The 17,415-nt window shown below is 68.6% G+C and carries 18 protein-coding genes; 14 read left to right on the forward strand and 4 right to left on the reverse strand.

Annotated features, from left to right (window positions below):
• Positions 1–129 precede the first annotated feature (129 nt).
• Positions 130–516, forward strand: a complete 387-nt coding sequence (locus TY25_RS32385; protein ID WP_042262639.1) for a hypothetical protein — start codon at positions 130–132, stop codon at positions 514–516.
• Here TY25_RS32385 and TY25_RS32390 read toward each other — a convergent pair.
• The 3 genes from TY25_RS32390 to TY25_RS32400 form a co-directional block, all read right to left on the reverse strand.
• Positions 513–962, reverse strand: coding sequence for an SgcJ/EcaC family oxidoreductase (locus TY25_RS32390; protein WP_042262641.1), 450 nt, complete (start codon positions 960–962; stop codon positions 513–515). The two genes, TY25_RS32385 and TY25_RS32390, sit on opposite strands and share 4 nt — an antisense overlap.
• Before the next feature lie 61 nt (positions 963–1,023).
• A complete protein-coding gene (locus tag TY25_RS32395) occupies positions 1,024–1,650 on the reverse strand; it encodes an alpha-ketoglutarate-dependent dioxygenase AlkB (protein ID WP_042262643.1) in 627 nt (208 codons plus the stop codon).
• An 85-nt stretch (positions 1,651–1,735) separates the two neighbouring features.
• Positions 1,736–1,936 (reverse strand): DUF7489 domain-containing protein, encoded by a 201-nt coding sequence (locus TY25_RS32400; protein ID WP_042262645.1) that lies wholly within the window; start codon positions 1,934–1,936, stop codon positions 1,736–1,738.
• A gap of 286 nt (positions 1,937–2,222) precedes the next feature.
• Here TY25_RS32400 and TY25_RS32405 point away from each other — a divergent pair, with 286 nt between their 5' ends.
• Positions 2,223–2,594 carry a hypothetical protein gene (locus TY25_RS32405; protein WP_042262646.1) on the forward strand — a complete coding sequence of 124 codons (372 nt, stop codon included), beginning with the start codon at positions 2,223–2,225 and terminating at the stop codon, positions 2,592–2,594.
• 34 nt (positions 2,595–2,628) lie between these two features.
• Here the strand turns inward: TY25_RS32405 and TY25_RS32410 are convergent, their stop codons facing one another.
• Positions 2,629–3,495, reverse strand: coding sequence for an alpha/beta fold hydrolase (locus TY25_RS32410; RefSeq protein ID WP_042262648.1), 867 nt, complete (start codon positions 3,493–3,495; stop codon positions 2,629–2,631).
• Positions 3,496–3,746: 251 nt separating this feature from the next.
• On the opposite strand from TY25_RS32410, the gene pyrR reads away from it, so the two are divergent.
• The 12 genes from pyrR to metK all read left to right on the forward strand — a co-directional run bounded on the left by pyrR (position 3,747) and on the right by metK (position 17,244).
• Positions 3,747–4,382 carry a bifunctional pyr operon transcriptional regulator/uracil phosphoribosyltransferase PyrR gene (gene pyrR / locus TY25_RS32415; protein ID WP_014986457.1) on the forward strand — a complete coding sequence of 212 codons (636 nt, stop codon included), beginning with the start codon at positions 3,747–3,749 and terminating at the stop codon, positions 4,380–4,382.
• 76 nt (positions 4,383–4,458) lie between these two features.
• Positions 4,459–5,418, forward strand: coding sequence for an aspartate carbamoyltransferase catalytic subunit (locus TY25_RS32420; protein ID WP_042262671.1), 960 nt, complete (start codon positions 4,459–4,461; stop codon positions 5,416–5,418).
• A gap of 20 nt (positions 5,419–5,438) precedes the next feature.
• Positions 5,439–6,752 (forward strand): dihydroorotase, encoded by a 1,314-nt coding sequence (locus TY25_RS32425; protein WP_042262650.1) that lies wholly within the window; start codon positions 5,439–5,441, stop codon positions 6,750–6,752.
• Positions 6,753–7,274 (forward strand): PH-like domain-containing protein, encoded by a 522-nt coding sequence (locus TY25_RS32430; protein WP_014986454.1) that lies wholly within the window; start codon positions 6,753–6,755, stop codon positions 7,272–7,274.
• On the forward strand, positions 7,271–8,410 hold the full coding sequence (gene carA / locus TY25_RS32435; RefSeq protein ID WP_042262652.1) for a glutamine-hydrolyzing carbamoyl-phosphate synthase small subunit: 1,140 nt from the start codon (positions 7,271–7,273) through the stop codon (positions 8,408–8,410). The genes TY25_RS32430 and carA overlap by 4 nt, the downstream gene beginning before the upstream one ends.
• Entirely contained in the window at positions 8,410–11,736 is a 3,327-nt protein-coding gene (gene carB / locus TY25_RS32440) for a carbamoyl-phosphate synthase large subunit (RefSeq protein ID WP_042262654.1), read from the forward strand. Before carA ends, carB begins: the two co-directional genes overlap by 1 nt.
• 45 nt (positions 11,737–11,781) lie before the next feature.
• Entirely contained in the window at positions 11,782–12,606 is an 825-nt protein-coding gene (pyrF, locus tag TY25_RS32445) for an orotidine-5'-phosphate decarboxylase (RefSeq protein ID WP_042262656.1), read from the forward strand.
• A gap of 615 nt (positions 12,607–13,221) precedes the next feature.
• A complete protein-coding gene (gene mihF / locus TY25_RS32450) occupies positions 13,222–13,542 on the forward strand; it encodes an integration host factor, actinobacterial type (RefSeq protein WP_014986450.1) in 321 nt (106 codons plus the stop codon).
• An 8-nt stretch (positions 13,543–13,550) separates the two neighbouring features.
• Positions 13,551–14,135 carry a guanylate kinase gene (gene gmk, locus TY25_RS32455; RefSeq protein ID WP_042262657.1) on the forward strand — a complete coding sequence of 195 codons (585 nt, stop codon included), beginning with the start codon at positions 13,551–13,553 and terminating at the stop codon, positions 14,133–14,135.
• Between the two features lie 94 nt (positions 14,136–14,229).
• Positions 14,230–14,511 carry a DNA-directed RNA polymerase subunit omega gene (gene rpoZ / locus TY25_RS32460; RefSeq protein ID WP_014986448.1) on the forward strand — a complete coding sequence of 94 codons (282 nt, stop codon included), beginning with the start codon at positions 14,230–14,232 and terminating at the stop codon, positions 14,509–14,511.
• A gap of 22 nt (positions 14,512–14,533) precedes the next feature.
• Positions 14,534–15,820 carry a bifunctional phosphopantothenoylcysteine decarboxylase/phosphopantothenate--cysteine ligase CoaBC gene (gene coaBC / locus TY25_RS32465; RefSeq protein ID WP_370466250.1) on the forward strand — a complete coding sequence of 429 codons (1,287 nt, stop codon included), beginning with the start codon at positions 14,534–14,536 and terminating at the stop codon, positions 15,818–15,820.
• Positions 15,821–16,032: 212 nt separating this feature from the next.
• A complete protein-coding gene (metK, locus tag TY25_RS32470; protein WP_042262660.1) occupies positions 16,033–17,244 on the forward strand; it encodes a methionine adenosyltransferase in 1,212 nt (403 codons plus the stop codon).
• Positions 17,245–17,415: the final 171 nt, after the last annotated feature.

Below are 17,415 nucleotides of genomic sequence, written 5' to 3' on the forward strand. Positions count from 1 at the left end.
TCAATCTAACGGGGTCGCGTACTGCGCGCCCGCCCGAAAATCCGTTGCCGCGCTCGTCGGGTCGTGGTGTCCTGAATATCACGCAGCGATTTCCGCTTCGCCACCAACCGTTTTCACGACACCTGGCATGTGCTCTCGGATCGGCGGGGTGCGCGGGTGCTCGCCCGGCTGCTGTGGGGGGACATGGCCGAGCATCTCGCCACCCTGGGCACTTACGCCTACTACGGCATGGATTACCACTACCTCGCCGACGTCGACCGCAACGGCGAGGTCCAGATCTTCCGGCAGTACCGCAATCAGGTCACCGCGGCCCGACGCGCCCGCATCGACCTGCTGGGCCCACGCACCGCGGACCGATTGCCGAGGAAACCGAACGCGCCCTCTGGTCGCACGCTGCCGCGTACCGCCGCAGCCGGCTACCACAGCTCGCCGAACCACCATCCGAAGCGACGATCTGAGGACCGTGGCCGTCGCGATCCGGGCGTGGCGAGCAGCGCGCCCGGCCGCCTCGGCTAATCGGGTTGCGGGATGAGGGTGTTCTGGCGGGCGGCGGTCCACCAGCGACCGTTCTCCTTGACCAGCACGTAGAGCGCGATCATCGCGGGGTCGGTGTCGATGAGTTCGCCGGTGGCGGTCGTCGCGCGGGCGACCTTGTGCGCGAAGGCGACATCCGGGCGCAGGAACGTGATGTCGGTGACCTCGTAGCGGACGTACTGGTCCTGCAGGAATCCGGCCAGGCCCGCCCGATTCGCGGCCAGCAGGTCGGCACGACCGGTCAGCAACGCGCCCATCGCGTTCACCACCATGGCATTCGCCGCGAAGTCGGCGGTCATCAACTCGGCGTCGTTGGTGTTGTAGGCGGTCTCCACGTTGGTGACGATCTGCTCGATGGCGGCGATGTCGGCGCTGTGGTCGATGCTCGAGTCCCCGAGGACCGGCGGCTCAAAAGTCTTCGCGTTCATGGGAATCAGCTTCCAACCTGAATATAGGTTCAGGTCAACCGCCTGTCGTCCGGCTCACACGTCAGCGCACGCCGCGGGGACGGAACTGGATGCTGATCCGCGGGCCGGCGGAGCGCCGGGTCTTGGGGACCGCGTGTTCCCAGGTGCGCTGACAGGAGCCGCCCATCACGAGCAGATCGCCGTGACCCACCTGATAGCGCAGACTTTCGCCGCCGCCCCGGGGGCGCAGCAGCAGCGCGCGAGGCGCGCCGACGGAGACGATCGCGACCATGGTGTCGTGGGTGGCGCCGCGGCCGAAAGTATCGCCGTGCCAGGCGACGCTGTCCTGGCCGTCGCGGTAGTAGCAGAGCCCGGCCGTGCGGAACGGTTCGCCGAGTTCCCGGTGATAGTGCTCGGTGAGGGCCTGGCGCGCGTCGGCCAGGGCCGGATCGGGGAGCGGTTCGTGTTCCTCGTAGAACTTGAGCAGCCGCGGGACGTCGACGACGCGGTCGTACATCGGCCGGCGCTCGGCCTTCCACGGCACGTCGTCGACCAGTCGCTCGAACAGTGCGTCGGCGCCGGACAGCCAGCCGGGCAGCACGTCCACCCAGGCGCCGTGGTCCAAAGTCGTGCGGCGCGCATGCCGCAGCGACCCGAATTCGGTGTCACCGAACCCGTCGAGCAGTGATCCCTGCAACGGTGTCGACATGTTGCCGACAGTACCGTCTATCGAACATATGTGCTAGCGGTTTCTCGCCTTCACTGTCGAACAAGCCGAGAACGTCGCTTGTGGATCAGTCCTTCGTGGGGTCCGCTCCGGCCTGCTTGGATACCGAATCGCCCGGCTCGAGGGAATCCCACAATGGCCGATTCACCCGTACTTTGATGGTGTTGCCGTCATCGAGCCGCACCACCACGCGGCGATAGAGATTCGCCCCGTCCAGCAGTCCGCGCGACTTCTCGACCACGGTCCCGTGCCACTCTTGCTGTGCCATCTGTTCGGCTCCTCGTTCGACTGCGCACCTTTGCCGCGCCATCCGCGGCGCGATGTCAGTGTTGTGCACGACGCAGGTCCAGGGCATCGCCTCAGCGGCGTATGTCGGGGCATACCAGAGGTGTACGCACGGGCATCCTCGATGCGGACGGGGCGCACGTCGGTGTGGCGAAGCGGCGATTGCGCCCATCCGGAAGTGGCGCGGCATCGAATACGCGATATCACTCCCCGAATTGTGGTGCGGCCGTAGGCGCTGCGCCGAAATGCTCGTCGATGAAGGAGCCGGGATGTCCGCTGCGGGTCGCAAACTTTCCGTCGTGCCGTTCGCCGTCGCCACGGCGCTGACCGGGATGCTGCTGGCCGCGGCGGCGGTGGCCGAAGCCGGAACCGTCGAGCCGGACAAGGTTTTCAAACCCGCCGCGCGCTTATGCGTCCATCAGATACGCGATGCCGGTTGGGGCACAGACTTATTCGTGCGCTGTGTGAAGAACGAGATCGACCAGCGGATCGAGGACGGCACCGAGAACAGCCGGTTCAAGCAGGACGCGGACCGTGCGTGGACGTGCGTCGACGCGGTCGGCGGGGGAGTCGCCGAAGCGAGCGAACGGGACGTGACGGACAAGCTGGTGCAGTGCCTGTTCGATGCCACCGCCGGATAGTGTCACCGGGGTGATGTTGTTGCGCCCCAGCGGATCAGCGCGCGCTGCTCGTCGCGAAATGTTCGACGAGCAACCGGCTCGTCGGTTCCGGCGCCTCCTCGGGGATCCAGTGTGAGACGCCGGGCAGGACTTCGAGCCGGAAAGGGCCGTCCGCGTAGCGCGCACACAGTTTGTTCCCGGTGTCGAGGACTGCGGTGTCCCCGTCGCTCCAGATCTGCAGCACGGGCGCGGTGACGTGCCCGCGCAGCATCCGGGGTGAGCCGAAAGGCATGCCGCGGTACCAGTTCAGCCCGCCGCGGGCGATTGCCCGGTCCCGCACGCGCGCGCTGTCGCGGGCGGCGACCTCCGCGGATTGCCCTGTCCGCCGGAGCAATTGGGGAAACAAGCCCGAACGCAGCAGCAGCTCGGGGAGCAGCGGCAGCTGGAAAAGGTACATGTACCAGGACGCCAGCCCCTGCTTGCTGGTCACCATCGCCCGGGCGAACGCGCCGGGATGCGGTACGGACAGCGCCGACAGCGAGAGCAGGCGATCCTGCATCGTGATCCCCGCCGCCCAAGCGGCCACGGCACCCCAGTCGTGGCCGACCACGTGCGTGGGCCGCCCGATCTGCTCGATCATCGCCTCGACGTCGGCGGCCAGTTCGTCCATCCGGTACGCCCGGCGGCTGCGGGGCGCCGCGGTCGGGCTGGCGCCGCGCTGATCCGGCGCGAAGGTCCGATAACCGGCCTTGTTCAGCAATTCCGCCACCGGCGTCCAGCTGCGCGAATCCTGCGGCCAGCCGTGCAGCAGCAGCACCGGTTCGCCGGTGAGCGGTCCGGTGTCCCGCACCGGGAACACCAGTCCGGCGCGCTGGAAAGTGGTGATCCGGCTGGACTCGTCGGCAGAGATATCGGTCGCCATTGACCCTCCCGTGGTTCGCGGCTTCCTCTGTAGCGTGTCACATCGTCCCTTTTAACGCTACTGTCGGTTACGCATATATCTCCCGGCAAAACCGGCATATCGGATCGCCCGCGTGGCACCGCTCACAACCGGGCCGTGGCACCGCTCACACCGCCTATACCAGGTGAAAGCCCCCGTCGGGGCGCTGTTACGCTGCTTGCCGTAAGACATCCTTTAACGGACCGTCCCGTGAGGCGGGGAAGGAGGTCGGCATGGCTGTGCCCGAAGATCGGGCCGCCGAGTCCGGCGCTGCCGAGACATCGCAGCGACACACCCCGGAATGGGTGGGGGCAGGACGGGAGCTGTTGTCGGCTTCCGATGTCAGTCGGACCATCGCGCGGATCGCGCATCAGATCATCGAGAAGACCGCGCTGGACGCGGGCGCCACCGACGCACCGCGCGTGGTGCTGATCGGCATTCCCACCCGCGGCACCTCACTGGCCGCGCGGCTCACGGACAAGATCGAGGAATTCTCCGGCGTCCGGCCCGCGCTCGGCTCCCTCGACATCACCCTCTACCGCGACGACCTGCGCACCCGGCCGCACCGGCCGCTGGAGCGCACCTCGGTGCCCGAGGGCGGGATCGAGGACGCGCTGGTCGTGCTCGTCGACGACGTGCTGTTCTCCGGCCGCACCGTGCGCTCCGCCCTCGACGGGCTGCGCGACCTCGGCCGGCCCCGCGCCGTGCAACTCGCGGTGCTCATCGACCGCGGCCACCGCGAACTGCCGATTCGCGCCGACTACGTCGGCAAGAACGTGCCCACCTCCCGCGCCGAGGACATCTCGGTCCTGCTCACCGAACACGACGGGCGGGACGGGGTTTATCTGCGGCAGGAGGTGGAGTCGTGAGCGAGCGCAGCGAGGGAGCCATCGACACAGCGGCCGAATGGCTTACGACGGAACCGAGCGTCAGCGAGGTGGAGTCGTGAGGCATCTTCTTACGGTCACTGATCTGGATCGGGCCGGCGCGACCGCCCTGCTCGACGAGGCCGAACGTTTCGAGCAGGCGCTGCTCGGCCGTGAGGTGCACAAGCTGCCGACCTTGCGCGGTCGCACCGTGATGACGGTGTTCTACGAGAACTCCACGCGCACCCGGGTTTCGTTCGAGGTGGCCGGCAAGTGGATGAGCGCCGACGTGATCAACGTCAGCGCCAGCAGTTCGTCGGTGTCCAAGGGCGAGTCGCTGCGCGACACCGCGCTCACCTTGCACGCGGCCGGTGCGGACGCGCTGATCGTCCGGCATCCGGCTTCCGGTGCGGCACATCAGATCGCGCGCTGGATGGATGCCTGGGCCGTGCAGTCCGGCCGCACGTCGGGTCCGGCGATCATCAACGCGGGCGACGGCACGCACCAGCATCCGACGCAGGCGTTGCTGGACGCGCTCACGCTGCGCCAGCGGCTCGGCGATATCGAGGGCAAGCGGGTCGTCATCGTCGGCGACATCCTGCACAGCCGGGTGGCGCGCTCGAATGTCTTCCTGCTCGACACCCTCGGCGCGGAGGTGGTGCTGGTCGCGCCGCGCACGCTGCTCCCGGTGGGCGCGGACAGCTGGCCCGCCCGGGTCGCGCACTCGCTCGACGCCGAATTGCCCGGCGCGGACGCGGTGCTCATGCTGCGGGTGCAGGCGGAGCGGATGAACGGCGGGTTCTTCCCGTCGGCCCGCGAATACTCGATCAATTACGGCCTGTCCGAGCGCCGGATGGCGCTGCTGGACGAGCATGCGGTGGTGCTGCACCCGGGCCCGATGCTGCGCGGCATGGAAATCGCGTCGCCGGTGGCGGATTCGCCGAAGTCCGCGATTCTGCAGCAGGTGACCAATGGAGTGCACATGCGGATGGCCGTCCTGTTCCGGCTGCTGGTCGGTACCCAGGAGGCGATCGCGTGAGGACGAACAGCGAAGGCGTCATGAGTGAATTGCTGATCAGGGGAGCGCGGGTCTACGGCGAGGGCGAGCCGGTGGACGTGCTGGTGCGCGACGGCGTGATCGCCGCGATCGGCACGGACGTGGCCGCGGGTGCGGACGCCGAGGTCATCGACGCCGCGGGCCAGATCCTGCTGCCCGGTTTCGTCGACCTGCACACGCATCTGCGCGAACCCGGCCGCGAGGATACCGAGACGATCGAATCCGGTTCCGCCGCCGCCGCGTTGGGCGGTTACACCGCGGTGTTCGCGATGGCCAACACCAACCCGGTTGCCGACTCGGTGGTGGTCACCGATCACGTGTGGCGGCGCGGGCAGGAGGTCGGCCTGGTCGATGTGTATCCGGTGGGTGCGGTCACGGTCGGGCTCGCGGGCAAGCAGCTCGCCGAAATGGGCACCATGGCAGCGGGTGTCGGCGCGGTGCGGATGTTCTCCGACGACGGCCACTGCGTCTACGATCCGCTGCTCATGCGGCGCGCGCTGGAGTACGCGAACACGCTCGGCGTGCTGATCGCCCAGCATGCGGAGGAGCCGCGGCTCACCGTCGGCGCGATCGCGCACGAGGGCCCGACCGCGGCCCGGCTCGGCCTGGCCGGCTGGCCGCGGGCCGCCGAGGAGTCGATCGTGGCGCGCGACGCGCTGCTCGCCCGCGATGCCGGTGCGCGCGTGCACATCTGCCACGCCTCCACCGCGGGCACCGTCGAGCTGGTGAAATGGGCTAAGGCGCAAGGGATCTCGATCACCGCCGAGGTCACCCCGCACCATCTGCTGCTGGATGATTCGCGCCTGGAGACCTACGACGCGGTCAACAAGGTCAACCCGCCGCTGCGCGAGGCGTCCGACGCCGCCGCGCTGCGCCAGGCCCTGGCCGACGGCGTGATCGACTGTGTCGCCACCGATCACGCCCCGCACGCCGAACAGGACAAGTGCTGCGAGTTCGCTGCCGCCCGCCCCGGCATGCTCGGCCTGGAGACCGCGCTGTCGATCATCGTGCAGACCATGGTGCAGCCCGGCCTGCTGGATTGGCGCGGCGTGGCCCGCGTGATGAGCGAGCGGCCCGCCGCGATCGTCGGGCTCGACGAGCACGGCAGGCCGATCGAGGTCGGTGAGCCCGCGAACCTGACGCTGATCGACCCGGACGCCACCTGGACGGTGCGCGCGAAGGAACTCGCCAGCATCTCGAACAACACCCCGTTCGAGGACATGACGTTTCCGGCCCGAGTGACAACGACGTTGCTCAGGGGACGAGTAACCGCCCGCGAGGGCAAAGCGGCACCGCAGGGCACAGGAGGTCCGTAAGTGGAAAGAACGCTGTGGGTGATCGGCCTGCTCGCGCTGTTCGCTTTGTGCGTCTGGTTGATGTACCGAGGCTGGCAGAACCGGGCGGCGCGGCAGACGGACCGGATCGGCGAACTGCCCACCGTGCCCGCCGATCTCGGCGCGCAGGTGCTGGAGCCGACCACCGGCCTCTACCTCGGCAGCACCATCGCGCCGAGCTGGCAGGACCGGATCACGGTGGGCGACCTGGGTTTTCGCGCCACCGCGGAGCTGACCCGGTTCGAACGGGGGATTCTGCTCGAGCGCGACGGTGCGACGGTGATCTGGATTCCGCAGGAGTCCGTCACCGCGGTGCGCACCGAGCGCGGGCACGCGGGGAAAGTAATGACACAGGATGGTGTGCTGGTGATTCGCTGGCAGCTGCCCACCGGGACCGAGATCGATACCGGTTTCCGGGGTGACGACAAGTCGGTGTACCCGGCTTGGACGCGGGGCCTGCCGAGCGAACAGACCAGCACGACGACGGGAGACGACGAGGGATGACACAGCAAGCAGCTGCTCTGGTGCTGGAGGACGGCCGGGTGTTCCGCGGCTCGGCCTACGGCGCCGTGGGCGAGACGCTCGGCGAGGCGGTGTTCTGCACCGCGATGACCGGCTACCAGGAGACCCTCACCGACCCCAGCTACCACCGCCAGATCGTGGTCGCCGCGGCGCCGCAGATCGGCAACACCGGCTGGAACGACGAGGACGACGAGTCCGGCAAGATCTGGGTCGCCGGTTATGTCGTGCGCGATCCCGCGCGGCGCGCATCCAACTGGCGCGCCACCACCACGCTGCCCGAGGCGATGCAGCGCCAGGACATCGTCGGCATCGCCGGGGTCGACACCCGCGCGCTCGTGCGGCACCTGCGCACCCGCGGCTCGATGAAGGCGGGCATCTTCTCCGGACCCGCGCTCGCGGACACCGACGAACTCCTGGCCCGGGTCACCGGTCAGCCGTCGATGCTCGGCGCCGACCTGGCCGAGGAGGTGAGCACCGACGCGGTGTACACCATCGAGCCGTCCGGCGAACGGCGCTTCACCGTGGTCGCGGTCGACCTCGGCATCAAGACCAACAGCCCGCGCATGTTCGCCGAGCGCGGCATGCGGGTGCACGTGGTGCCCTCGAACGCGCCGCTCGACCAGATCCTCGACCTGAACCCGGACGGGGTGTTCCTGTCCAACGGTCCCGGCGACCCGGCCACCCAGGACGGCGCGGTCGCGCTGACCCGGGGCGTGCTGGAGCGCGGGCTGCCGCTGTTCGGCATCTGCTTCGGCAACCAGATCCTGGGCCGGGCGCTGGGCCGCGACACCTACAAGATGAAGTTCGGCCACCGCGGCATCAACATCCCGGTCGTCGAGCACGAGACCGGGCGCATCTCGATCACCGCGCAGAACCACGGGTTCGCGCTGGAGGGCGAGCAGGGCGAACAGTTCGACACCCCGTTCGGCAAGGCCGAGGTGAGCCACGTCTGCGCCAACGACGGCACCGTCGAGGGCGTCCGGCTGGTCGACGGCCGCGCGTTCTCGGTGCAGTACCACCCGGAGGCCGCCGCGGGCCCGCACGACGCCGCGTACCTCTTCGACCGGTTCGCCGGTCTCATGGCAGGCGGCCCGGCCGCGCAGCGGAAGGGAATCTGATGCCACGTCGTACCGACCTCGAACACATCCTGGTCATCGGCTCCGGCCCGATCGTGATCGGCCAGGCCTGCGAATTCGACTACTCCGGCACGCAGGCCTGCCGGGTGCTGCGGGCCGAGGGCCTGCGCGTCTCGCTGGTGAACTCCAACCCGGCGACCATCATGACCGATCCCGAGTTCGCCGACTCCACCTATGTGGAGCCGATCACGGCGGAGTTCGTCGAGAAGGTCATCGCCAAGGAGCGCCCGGACGCCATCCTGGCCACCCTGGGCGGGCAGACCGCGCTGAACACCGCGGTCGCGCTGCACGAGAACGGGGTGCTGGAGAAGTACAACGTCGAGATGATCGGCGCCGACTTCGAGGCCATCCAGCGCGGCGAGGACCGGCAGAAGTTCAAGGACATCGTCGCCAAGGTCGGCGGCGAAAGTGCCCGCTCGCGTGTCTGTTTCACGATGGACGAGGTGCGCGAGACGGTCGGCGAGCTCGGCTTCCCGGTGGTCGTGCGGCCCTCGTTCACCATGGGCGGGCTCGGCTCCGGCATGGCCTACAACCACGACGACCTGGACCGGATCGCCGGCGGCGGCCTGGCCGCCTCGCCGACCGCGAACGTGCTCATCGAGGAATCCATCCTGGGCTGGAAGGAATACGAGCTCGAGCTGATGCGCGACGGCCGCGACAACGTCGTGGTGGTCTGCTCGATCGAGAACGTGGACCCGATGGGCGTGCACACCGGCGACTCGATGACCGTCGCCCCGGCCATGACGCTCACCGACCGCGAGTACCAGAAGCTGCGTGACCTGGGCATCGCGATCCTGCGCGAGGTCGGCGTGGACACCGGCGGCTGCAACATCCAGTTCGCGGTGAATCCCGCCGACGGCCGCCTGATCGTCATCGAGATGAACCCGCGCGTCTCGCGTTCGTCCGCATTGGCTTCCAAGGCAACGGGTTTCCCGATCGCCAAGATCGCCGCCAAGCTGGCCATCGGCTACACCCTGGACGAGATCGTCAACGACATCACCAAGGAGACGCCGGCCTGCTTCGAGCCGACGCTGGACTACGTGGTGGTCAAGGCGCCGCGGTTCGCGTTCGAGAAGTTCCCCGGCGCCGACCCGACGCTGACCACCACGATGAAGTCGGTCGGCGAGGCGATGTCGCTGGGCCGCAACTTCACCGAGGCGCTCGGTAAGGTGCTGCGCTCGCTGGAGACCAAGGCCGCGGGCTTCTGGACGCAGGCCGACGGCAAGTGGACCGACGTGGAAGCGATCCTGGAAGACCTGCGCACCCCGACCGAGGGCCGCATCTATCAGGTCGAGCGCGCGCTGCGCCTGGGCGCGAGCATCGAAACCGTCGCCGCCGCATCGGGTATCGACCCCTGGTTCGTCGCCGAGGTCGCCGGGCTGGTCGAACTGCGCACCGAGATCATCGACGCGCCCGTGCTGGACGAGCCGCTGCTGCGCCGGGCCAAGCACTACGGCCTGTCCGACGGTCAGCTGGCCGCGCTGCGCCCGGAACTGGCCGGGGAGACCGGCGTTCGCGCGCTGCGGCACCGGCTCGGGGTGCGACCGGTGTTCAAGACGGTCGATACCTGTGCCGCCGAATTCGAGGCCAAGACCCCGTACCACTACTCGGCCTACGAGCTCGATCCCGCCGCCGAGTCCGAGGTCGCGCCGCAGCGCGAACGGGACAAGGTGATCATCCTCGGTTCCGGTCCGAACCGGATCGGCCAGGGCATCGAGTTCGACTACTCGTGTGTCCATGCGGCGCAGACCCTTTCGCAGGCCGGCTACGAGACCGTGATGGTCAACTGCAACCCGGAAACCGTCTCCACCGACTACGACACCGCCGACCGGCTCTACTTCGAGCCGCTCACCTTCGAGGACGTGCTCGAGGTCTACCACGCCGAAAGCGAGTCCGGGCGGGTCACCGGCGTGATCGTGCAGCTCGGGGGGCAGACCCCGCTCGGCCTCGCACAGCGGCTCACCGAGGCGGGCGTGCCGGTGGTCGGCACCAGCGCCGCCGCCATCGACCTGGCCGAGGACCGTGGCGAATTCGGCGACGTGCTCGTCGCGGCGGGGCTGCCTGCGCCGAAGTACGGCACCGCGACCACCTTCGCGCAGGCCAAGAAGATCGCCGCGAGCATCGGCTACCCGGTGCTGGTCCGGCCGTCCTACGTGCTCGGCGGGCGCGGCATGGAGATCGTCTACGACGAGCAGTCTCTCGAGGGCTATATCTCCCGGGCCACCGAGCTCAGCCCCGAACACCCGGTGCTGGTGGACCGGTTCCTGGAGGACGCGATCGAGATCGACGTCGACGCGCTGTGCGACGGCGAGGAGGTCTACCTCGGCGGCGTGATGGAGCACATCGAGGAGGCCGGTATCCACTCCGGCGACTCCGCGTGCGCGCTGCCGCCGATCACCCTGGGCCGCAGCGATATCGAGGCGGTGCGCCGCTCGACCGTCGCGCTGGCCAAGGGCATCGGGGTCAAGGGCCTGCTCAACGTGCAGTACGCGCTCAAGGACGACGTGCTCTACGTGCTCGAGGCGAATCCGCGGGCCAGCCGGACGGTTCCGTTCGTGTCCAAGGCCACTGCGGTGCCGCTGGCCAAGGCGGCCGCGCGGATCATGCTCGGCGCTACCATCGCCCAGCTGCGCAAGGAAGGCATGCTGCCCGGTGACGGCGACGGCGGGCACGTCCCGCTGGACGCGCCGGTGGCCGTGAAGGAGGCCGTGCTGCCGTTCCACCGGTTCCGCAAGGCCGATGGCACCGGCGTGGATTCGCTGCTCTCGCCGGAGATGAAGTCCACCGGCGAGGTGATGGGCATCGACGCCGATTTCGGCACCGCCTTCGCCAAGAGCCAGACCGCCGCCTACGGGTCGCTGCCCACCGAGGGCACGGTGTTCGTCTCGATCGCCAACCGGGACAAGCGCGCCATGGTGTTCCCGGTGAAGCGCCTGCACGACCTGGGATTCCGCATCCTGGCCACCGAGGGCACCGCGGAGATGCTGCGCCGCAACGGCATTCCGTGCGAGCGGGTGCGCAAGCACTCCGAACCCGAGACGGCGACCGGCGAGTCGGACGCGCCGCAGCCCACGATCGTCGAGCAGATCCGCGACGGCGAGATCGACATGGTGTTCAACACCCCCTACGGCAACTCCGGTCCGCGCGTCGACGGCTACGAGATCCGCAGTGCCGCGGTGGGTGTGAACATCCCGTGCATCACCACCGTGCAGGGTGCGGCGGCCGCGGTGCAGGGCATCGAGGCCAGCATCAACGGCGGGATCGGGGTGCGGTCGCTGCAGGAACTGCACTCGGTGCTGCGTGGTTGATCGTAACGGTGGACGAGCTACAGGACACGGAAGGAGGCCGGCGCGATGAAGACCTTCGGTGACCGATTGCAGCACGCCATGGCGCATTTCGGGCCGGTGTGCGTCGGCATCGACCCGCATCCGGGACTCCTGGCGTCCTGGGGGTTGAGCGTCGACGCGGACGGACTGGAGCAGTTCGCGGAGATCTGCGTCGAGGCCTTCGACGGCCGGGTCGCGATGGTCAAGCCGCAGGTGGCGTTCTTCGAAACCTACGGCTCGGCCGGAATCGCGGTGCTGGAGCGCACCATCGAGGTGTTGCGGGCCTCCGGCACGCTGGTGCTCGCCGACGCCAAGCGCGGCGACATCGGCTCGACCATGGACGCGTACGCGCAGGCCTGGCTGGGTGCGGGCCCGTTGGGTTCGGATGCGGTGACGGTGTCGCCGTACCTCGGATTCGGTTCGCTCGCACCGGCTCTGGACCTGGCCGCGGCCGAGCACCGCGGGGTGTTCGTGCTCGCTGCCACCTCGAATCCCGAAGGGGCGCAGGTGCAACGGGTCGACACGGGGGCGGGTCGCACGGTCGCGCAGCTGATGGTCGACGAGGCCGCCGCGCGCAACGCGGGTGCGGGCTTCGGCTCGGTCGGCGTCGTGATCGGCGCGACCCTGTCCGACGCTCCGGACCTGTCGGCGCTCAACGGACCGATCCTGATGCCGGGCGTCGGCGCCCAGGGCGGCGGGCCGGAAACCATCCGTGAGCTGGTCCCCGAGGCCATGTTCCGAGCGGCCGTGCCCGCGGTGTCGCGGGAGGTGCTGCGCGACGGACCGGACGTGCCCGCGCTACAGGCGGGGCTGGCCCGATTCCAGGAAGCGTTCGCGTTTCTCCAGAAATAAATGAAACGAACTCCGAGACCGGCGCACCAGCGCCGGTCTCGGTGCGTTTCGCGGCCGGAGCGCGCTGCTCGGGTGCGGTCATGTGCACGCGTGCATGTGGCCCGTAGCGGGGCCTGTACGCCCCGCCAGGCGGATTTTCCCCAGGATCGGTCTAACCCGGCCCGATCAAGCCTTCAACCGCGCAGAATGGCGTCAGCGCGCGGTGCGCGCGCTTGGTCCGGCGCACTGCGGCGGCGGTGCCCAACCGGTCATTTGACTGGACTGTGGCGCGCGACACGCTGAAAGACAGCACGACACGCGGAAAATTCCGAGAAAGTTCCTGGTCGGACTCGTCCGGGTTTGCCAGCGTCGCATGTCACGTCACCGCAACCTGCTGGCTAACGTGTGTCGGATGTGAAAACTCCCTGCTGAAGGGGCATTTCGCGATTTCGGCGGTACGATCTGCGCAGCGGCAGAGGGCCCTTGCGATTCGCATCGCTCTCGCGTCTACGGCATCCGGAATCATGCGCTGACCTGGGGGGTGGGTTCGCAATCTGCGGATGCCGTGGGTACGGTCGCTGAGACTGCCGGGTTACCGGCAGGAGTTGATGCAATGAACGATGAGACGGAGGAACCGTGGCCCTTCCCCAGCTGACTGACGAGCAGCGCGCCGCTGCTTTGGAGAAGGCGGCTGCCGCTCGCCGCGCTCGGGCGGAGCTCAAGGAGCGCCTGAAGCGAGGCGGCACCAACCTGAAGCAGGTCCTCACCGATGCCGAGTCCGATGAGATTCTCGGCAAGATGAAGGTGTCGGCGCTGCTCGAGGCCCTGCCGAAGGTGGGCAAGGTCAAGGCGGCGGAAATCATGAGTGAACTGGAGATCGCCCCCACCCGGCGTCTGCGCGGACTGGGCGATCGGCAGCGCAAGGCGCTGCTGGCCCGGTTCGACTTCGACGCCTGATAACGAGGGTGGTCGAACACACGCGGAAGGGTCGGCTGGTTGTACTGGTCGGCCCCTCGGCCGTTGGCAAGTCCACCGTGGTCCGCTGCGTCCGCGAGCGACTGCCGCACCTGATCTTCAGTGTGTCGGCAACGACCCGGGCTCCGCGGCCCGGGGAGGTCGACGGTCTCGACTATCGGTTCGTGTCCCGGGAAGAGTTCGACGCCATGATCGAGGCGGGCGAACTGCTCGAGTGGGCGGATATTCACGGTGGCTTGCAGCGTTCGGGCACCCCGGCAGCGCCGGTACGGGCGGCCCTCGCGGACGGCCTACCGGTGTTGGTCGAAGTGGACCTGGAGGGCGCGCGGTCGGTTCGCAAAGCGATACCGGAGGCCACCCTGGCGTTTCTCGCGCCGCCGAGCTGGGACGAGCTGGTCTCCCGGCTCACCGCACGCGGCACCGAATCGCCCGAGGTGATCGCCCGCAGGTTGGAAACCGCCAGGACCGAACTGGCGGCCTGTGACGAGTTCGACATCGTCATAGTGAACGACGAGGTGACCAGCGCCTGTGAGCAGTTGGTATCGTTGTTCGTTAGCACAAATTCGAGTTCGTGACCCCGACCGGCTGCGGCCGGTCCGGCACGCTCGGGTTCACCAGCCCGGCCGGGCCTCGCCCGGCCACCACCTCCAACGCGCAGGAGCCCTCCTAGTGAGCAGTACGGACCTCAAGACCGTTCCCGCATACGACACCCCGATCGGCCTCACCAACCCCCCGATCGATGAGCTGCTGGAGCGCACTTCGTCCAAGTACGCCCTGGTCATCTACGCGGCCAAGCGGGCCCGCCAGATCAACGACTACTACAACCAGCTCGGCGACGGCATCCTCGAATACGTCGGCCCGCTGGTCGAGCCCGGCCTGCAGGAGAAGCCGCTCTCGGTTGCCATGCGCGAGATCCACTCCGACCTGCTCGAGCACTCCGAAGGCGAGTAGGCCCGAGTGTGCGCGTCGTCCGATGGACGCCGCGGTACCGAATTCCCCGCGGCGCGGGGATGAACCAGCAGCCGGAGGCACAGTGAGCACCACACGGATCGTCGTCGGCGTGGGCGGCGGCATCGCCGCCTACAAAGCCTGCTCGCTGGTCCGGCGGTTCACCGAGACCGGACACCGGGTTCGGGTGATCCCCACCGAGTCGGCGTTGCAGTTCGTCGGTAAGGCCACCTTCGAGGCGTTGTCCGGGAGCCCGGTGCACACCGATGTGTTCACCGACGTGCCCGAGGTGCCGCATGTCCGGCTGGGCCAGGAGGCGGACCTCGTGGTCATCGCCCCGGCAACCGCCGACCTGATGGCCCGCGCGGCCCACGGCCGCGCCGACGACCTGCTCACCGCGACCCTGCTGACGGCCCGATGTCCGATCGTGTTCGCGCCCGCGATGCACACCGAGATGTGGGAGCATCCGGCGACCGTCGCCAATGTCGCGACGCTGCGCGCCCACGGTGCGATCGTCATGGAGCCCGCGTCGGGCCGGCTCACCGGCACCGACACCGGACCGGGACGGCTGCCCGAGCCCGAGGAGATCTTCGGACTGGCCACCCTGCTGCTGGAACGCGCCGACGCCATCCCGCGTGACCTGGAGGGCCGCCGCGTGGTGATCACCGCGGGCGGCACCAGAGAACCGCTGGATCCGGTGCGTTTCCTCGGCAATCGCAGTTCGGGCAAGCAGGGCTACGCCCTCGCCCGGGTCGCGGCCCAGCGCGGCGCGCACGTCACGCTGATCGCGGGCAACACGATCGAGATGGCGGCACCCGCGGCCGTCGACCTGGTGCACATCACCACCGCCGAGCAGTTGAAGACCGCGGTGGACAAGCACGCGGTCGGCGCCGACGCGGTGATCATGGCGGCGGCGGTGGCCGATTTCCGGCCCACCGACGTGGCCGCGGCCAAGATCAAGAAAGGCGCCGGCGAACCCGACGTCATCGCGCTGACCAAGACCACCGATATCCTCGCCGGCCTGGTGCAGGCCCGGCGGGACGGACAGCTGCCCGGCACCGCGATCGTCGGATTCGCCGCCGAGACCGGTGACGAACACGGCGACGTGCTCACCTATGCCCGGGCCAAGCTGGCCCGCAAGGGGTGCGATTTGCTGGTGGTCAACGCGGTCGGCGAAGGCAAGGCGTTCGAGGTCGACACCAACAACGGCTGGCTGCTCGGTGCGGACGGTACCGAACAGTCGCTCGACCACGGGTCGAAAGCGCTGCTCGCCAGCCGGGTGCTCGACGCGCTCGGCCCGCTGTTGCGCTGAAACTCATTGCGCGACTGGGATAATGCCCCAGGAACTATCATCAACCGAGTGACGTCAGGGTGAACGATCGATCCCGCTGCGGGAGAGCCAGCTCTCTCCGAGTCCAGCGCGTCAGTGGTTTGCCATAGTCTGGAACGAAGGGTTTGCGCGGCGACGGCATCGCGTTACTGTCGCAAATCGTACGAATGACCCGTGAGGGAGAGGGAAGAACTGTGCGCACGTCCGGCAGCCGGCTATTCACCAGTGAGTCCGTGACCGAAGGTCACCCGGACAAGATCTGTGACGCTATCAGCGATTCCATCCTCGACGCGTTGATCGGAGCGGACCCGCGCAGCCGGGTCGCGGTGGAAACCCTCGTGACGACCGGCCAGGTCCACGTCGCGGGTGAGGTCACCACGTCCGCCTACGCCGATATTCCCCGCATCGTCCGGGAAAAGGTGCTCGAAATCGGATACGACTCCTCGGCAAAGGGATTCGACGGCAATTCCTGCGGCGTCAATATCGCGATCGGCGCGCAATCGCCGGATATCGCGCAGGGCGTGGACACTTCGCACGAGGCGCGGGTCGGCGGCTCCGACGACGAGATCGAGAAGCAGGGCGCGGGCGACCAGGGCCTGATGTTCGGCTACGCGACCAGCGACACCCCCGAACTCATGCCGCTGCCCATCGCGCTCGCGCATCGCCTGTCGCGCAAGCTGACCGAGGTGCGCAAGTCCGGCGTGCTGCCGTACCTGCGGCCCGACGGCAAGACCCAGGTCACCATCGAATACGAAGGCGATCGTCCGGTCCGGCTGGACACGGTCGTCATCTCCACCCAGCACGCCGCCGATATCGATCTGGACAACCTGCTCGCGCCCGACATCCGGGAAAAGGTCGTCGACGCGGTGCTGGCCGACCTCGAACTACCCAGCCTGGACACCTCCGAGATCCGCCTGCTGGTCAACCCGACCGGCAAGTTCGTGCTCGGCGGCCCGATGGGTGACGCGGGCCTGACCGGCCGCAAGATCATCGTCGACACCTACGGTGGCATGGCCCGCCACGGCGGCGGCGCGTTCTCCGGCAAGGACCCGTCGAAGGTGGACCGTTCCGCCGCGTATGCCATGCGCTGGGTCGCCAAGAACGTCGTCGCGGCCGGCCTGTCCGAGCGGGTCGAGGTCCAGGTGGCCTACGCCATCGGCAAATCCGCGCCCGTCGGCCTGTTCGTGGAAACCTTCGGCACCGAAAAGGTCGACCCGGAACGCATCGCCACCGCGATCAAAGAGGTCTTCGACCTGCGCCCCGGCGCCATCATCCGCGACCTGGACCTGCTGCGCCCGATCTACGCACCGACCGCCGCGTACGGCCACTTCGGCCGCACCGACGTCGACCTGCCCTGGGAGCACACCGACCGCGCCGACAAGCTGCGCGCAGCCGTCGGCCTGTAGATGGAGACGTCGGTCCGGGCGCCGTCCCGCCCCCCGCGGTTGGACTTCGCGCGGACCGACCCTTCCGTTCGTCGGGCAGGCTCACTGGTGCCGTCGGCGCGAGTGAGCCCGCCGCTCGTCGCACCCGCTGTCCATTCGCGCACGGGTTCTGTGTTTTCGCACGGGCTGTGC

Source organism: Nocardia brasiliensis NBRC 14402, from assembly GCF_000308475.2.
Taxonomy (GTDB): Bacteria; Actinomycetota; Actinomycetes; order Mycobacteriales; family Mycobacteriaceae; genus Nocardia; species Nocardia brasiliensis.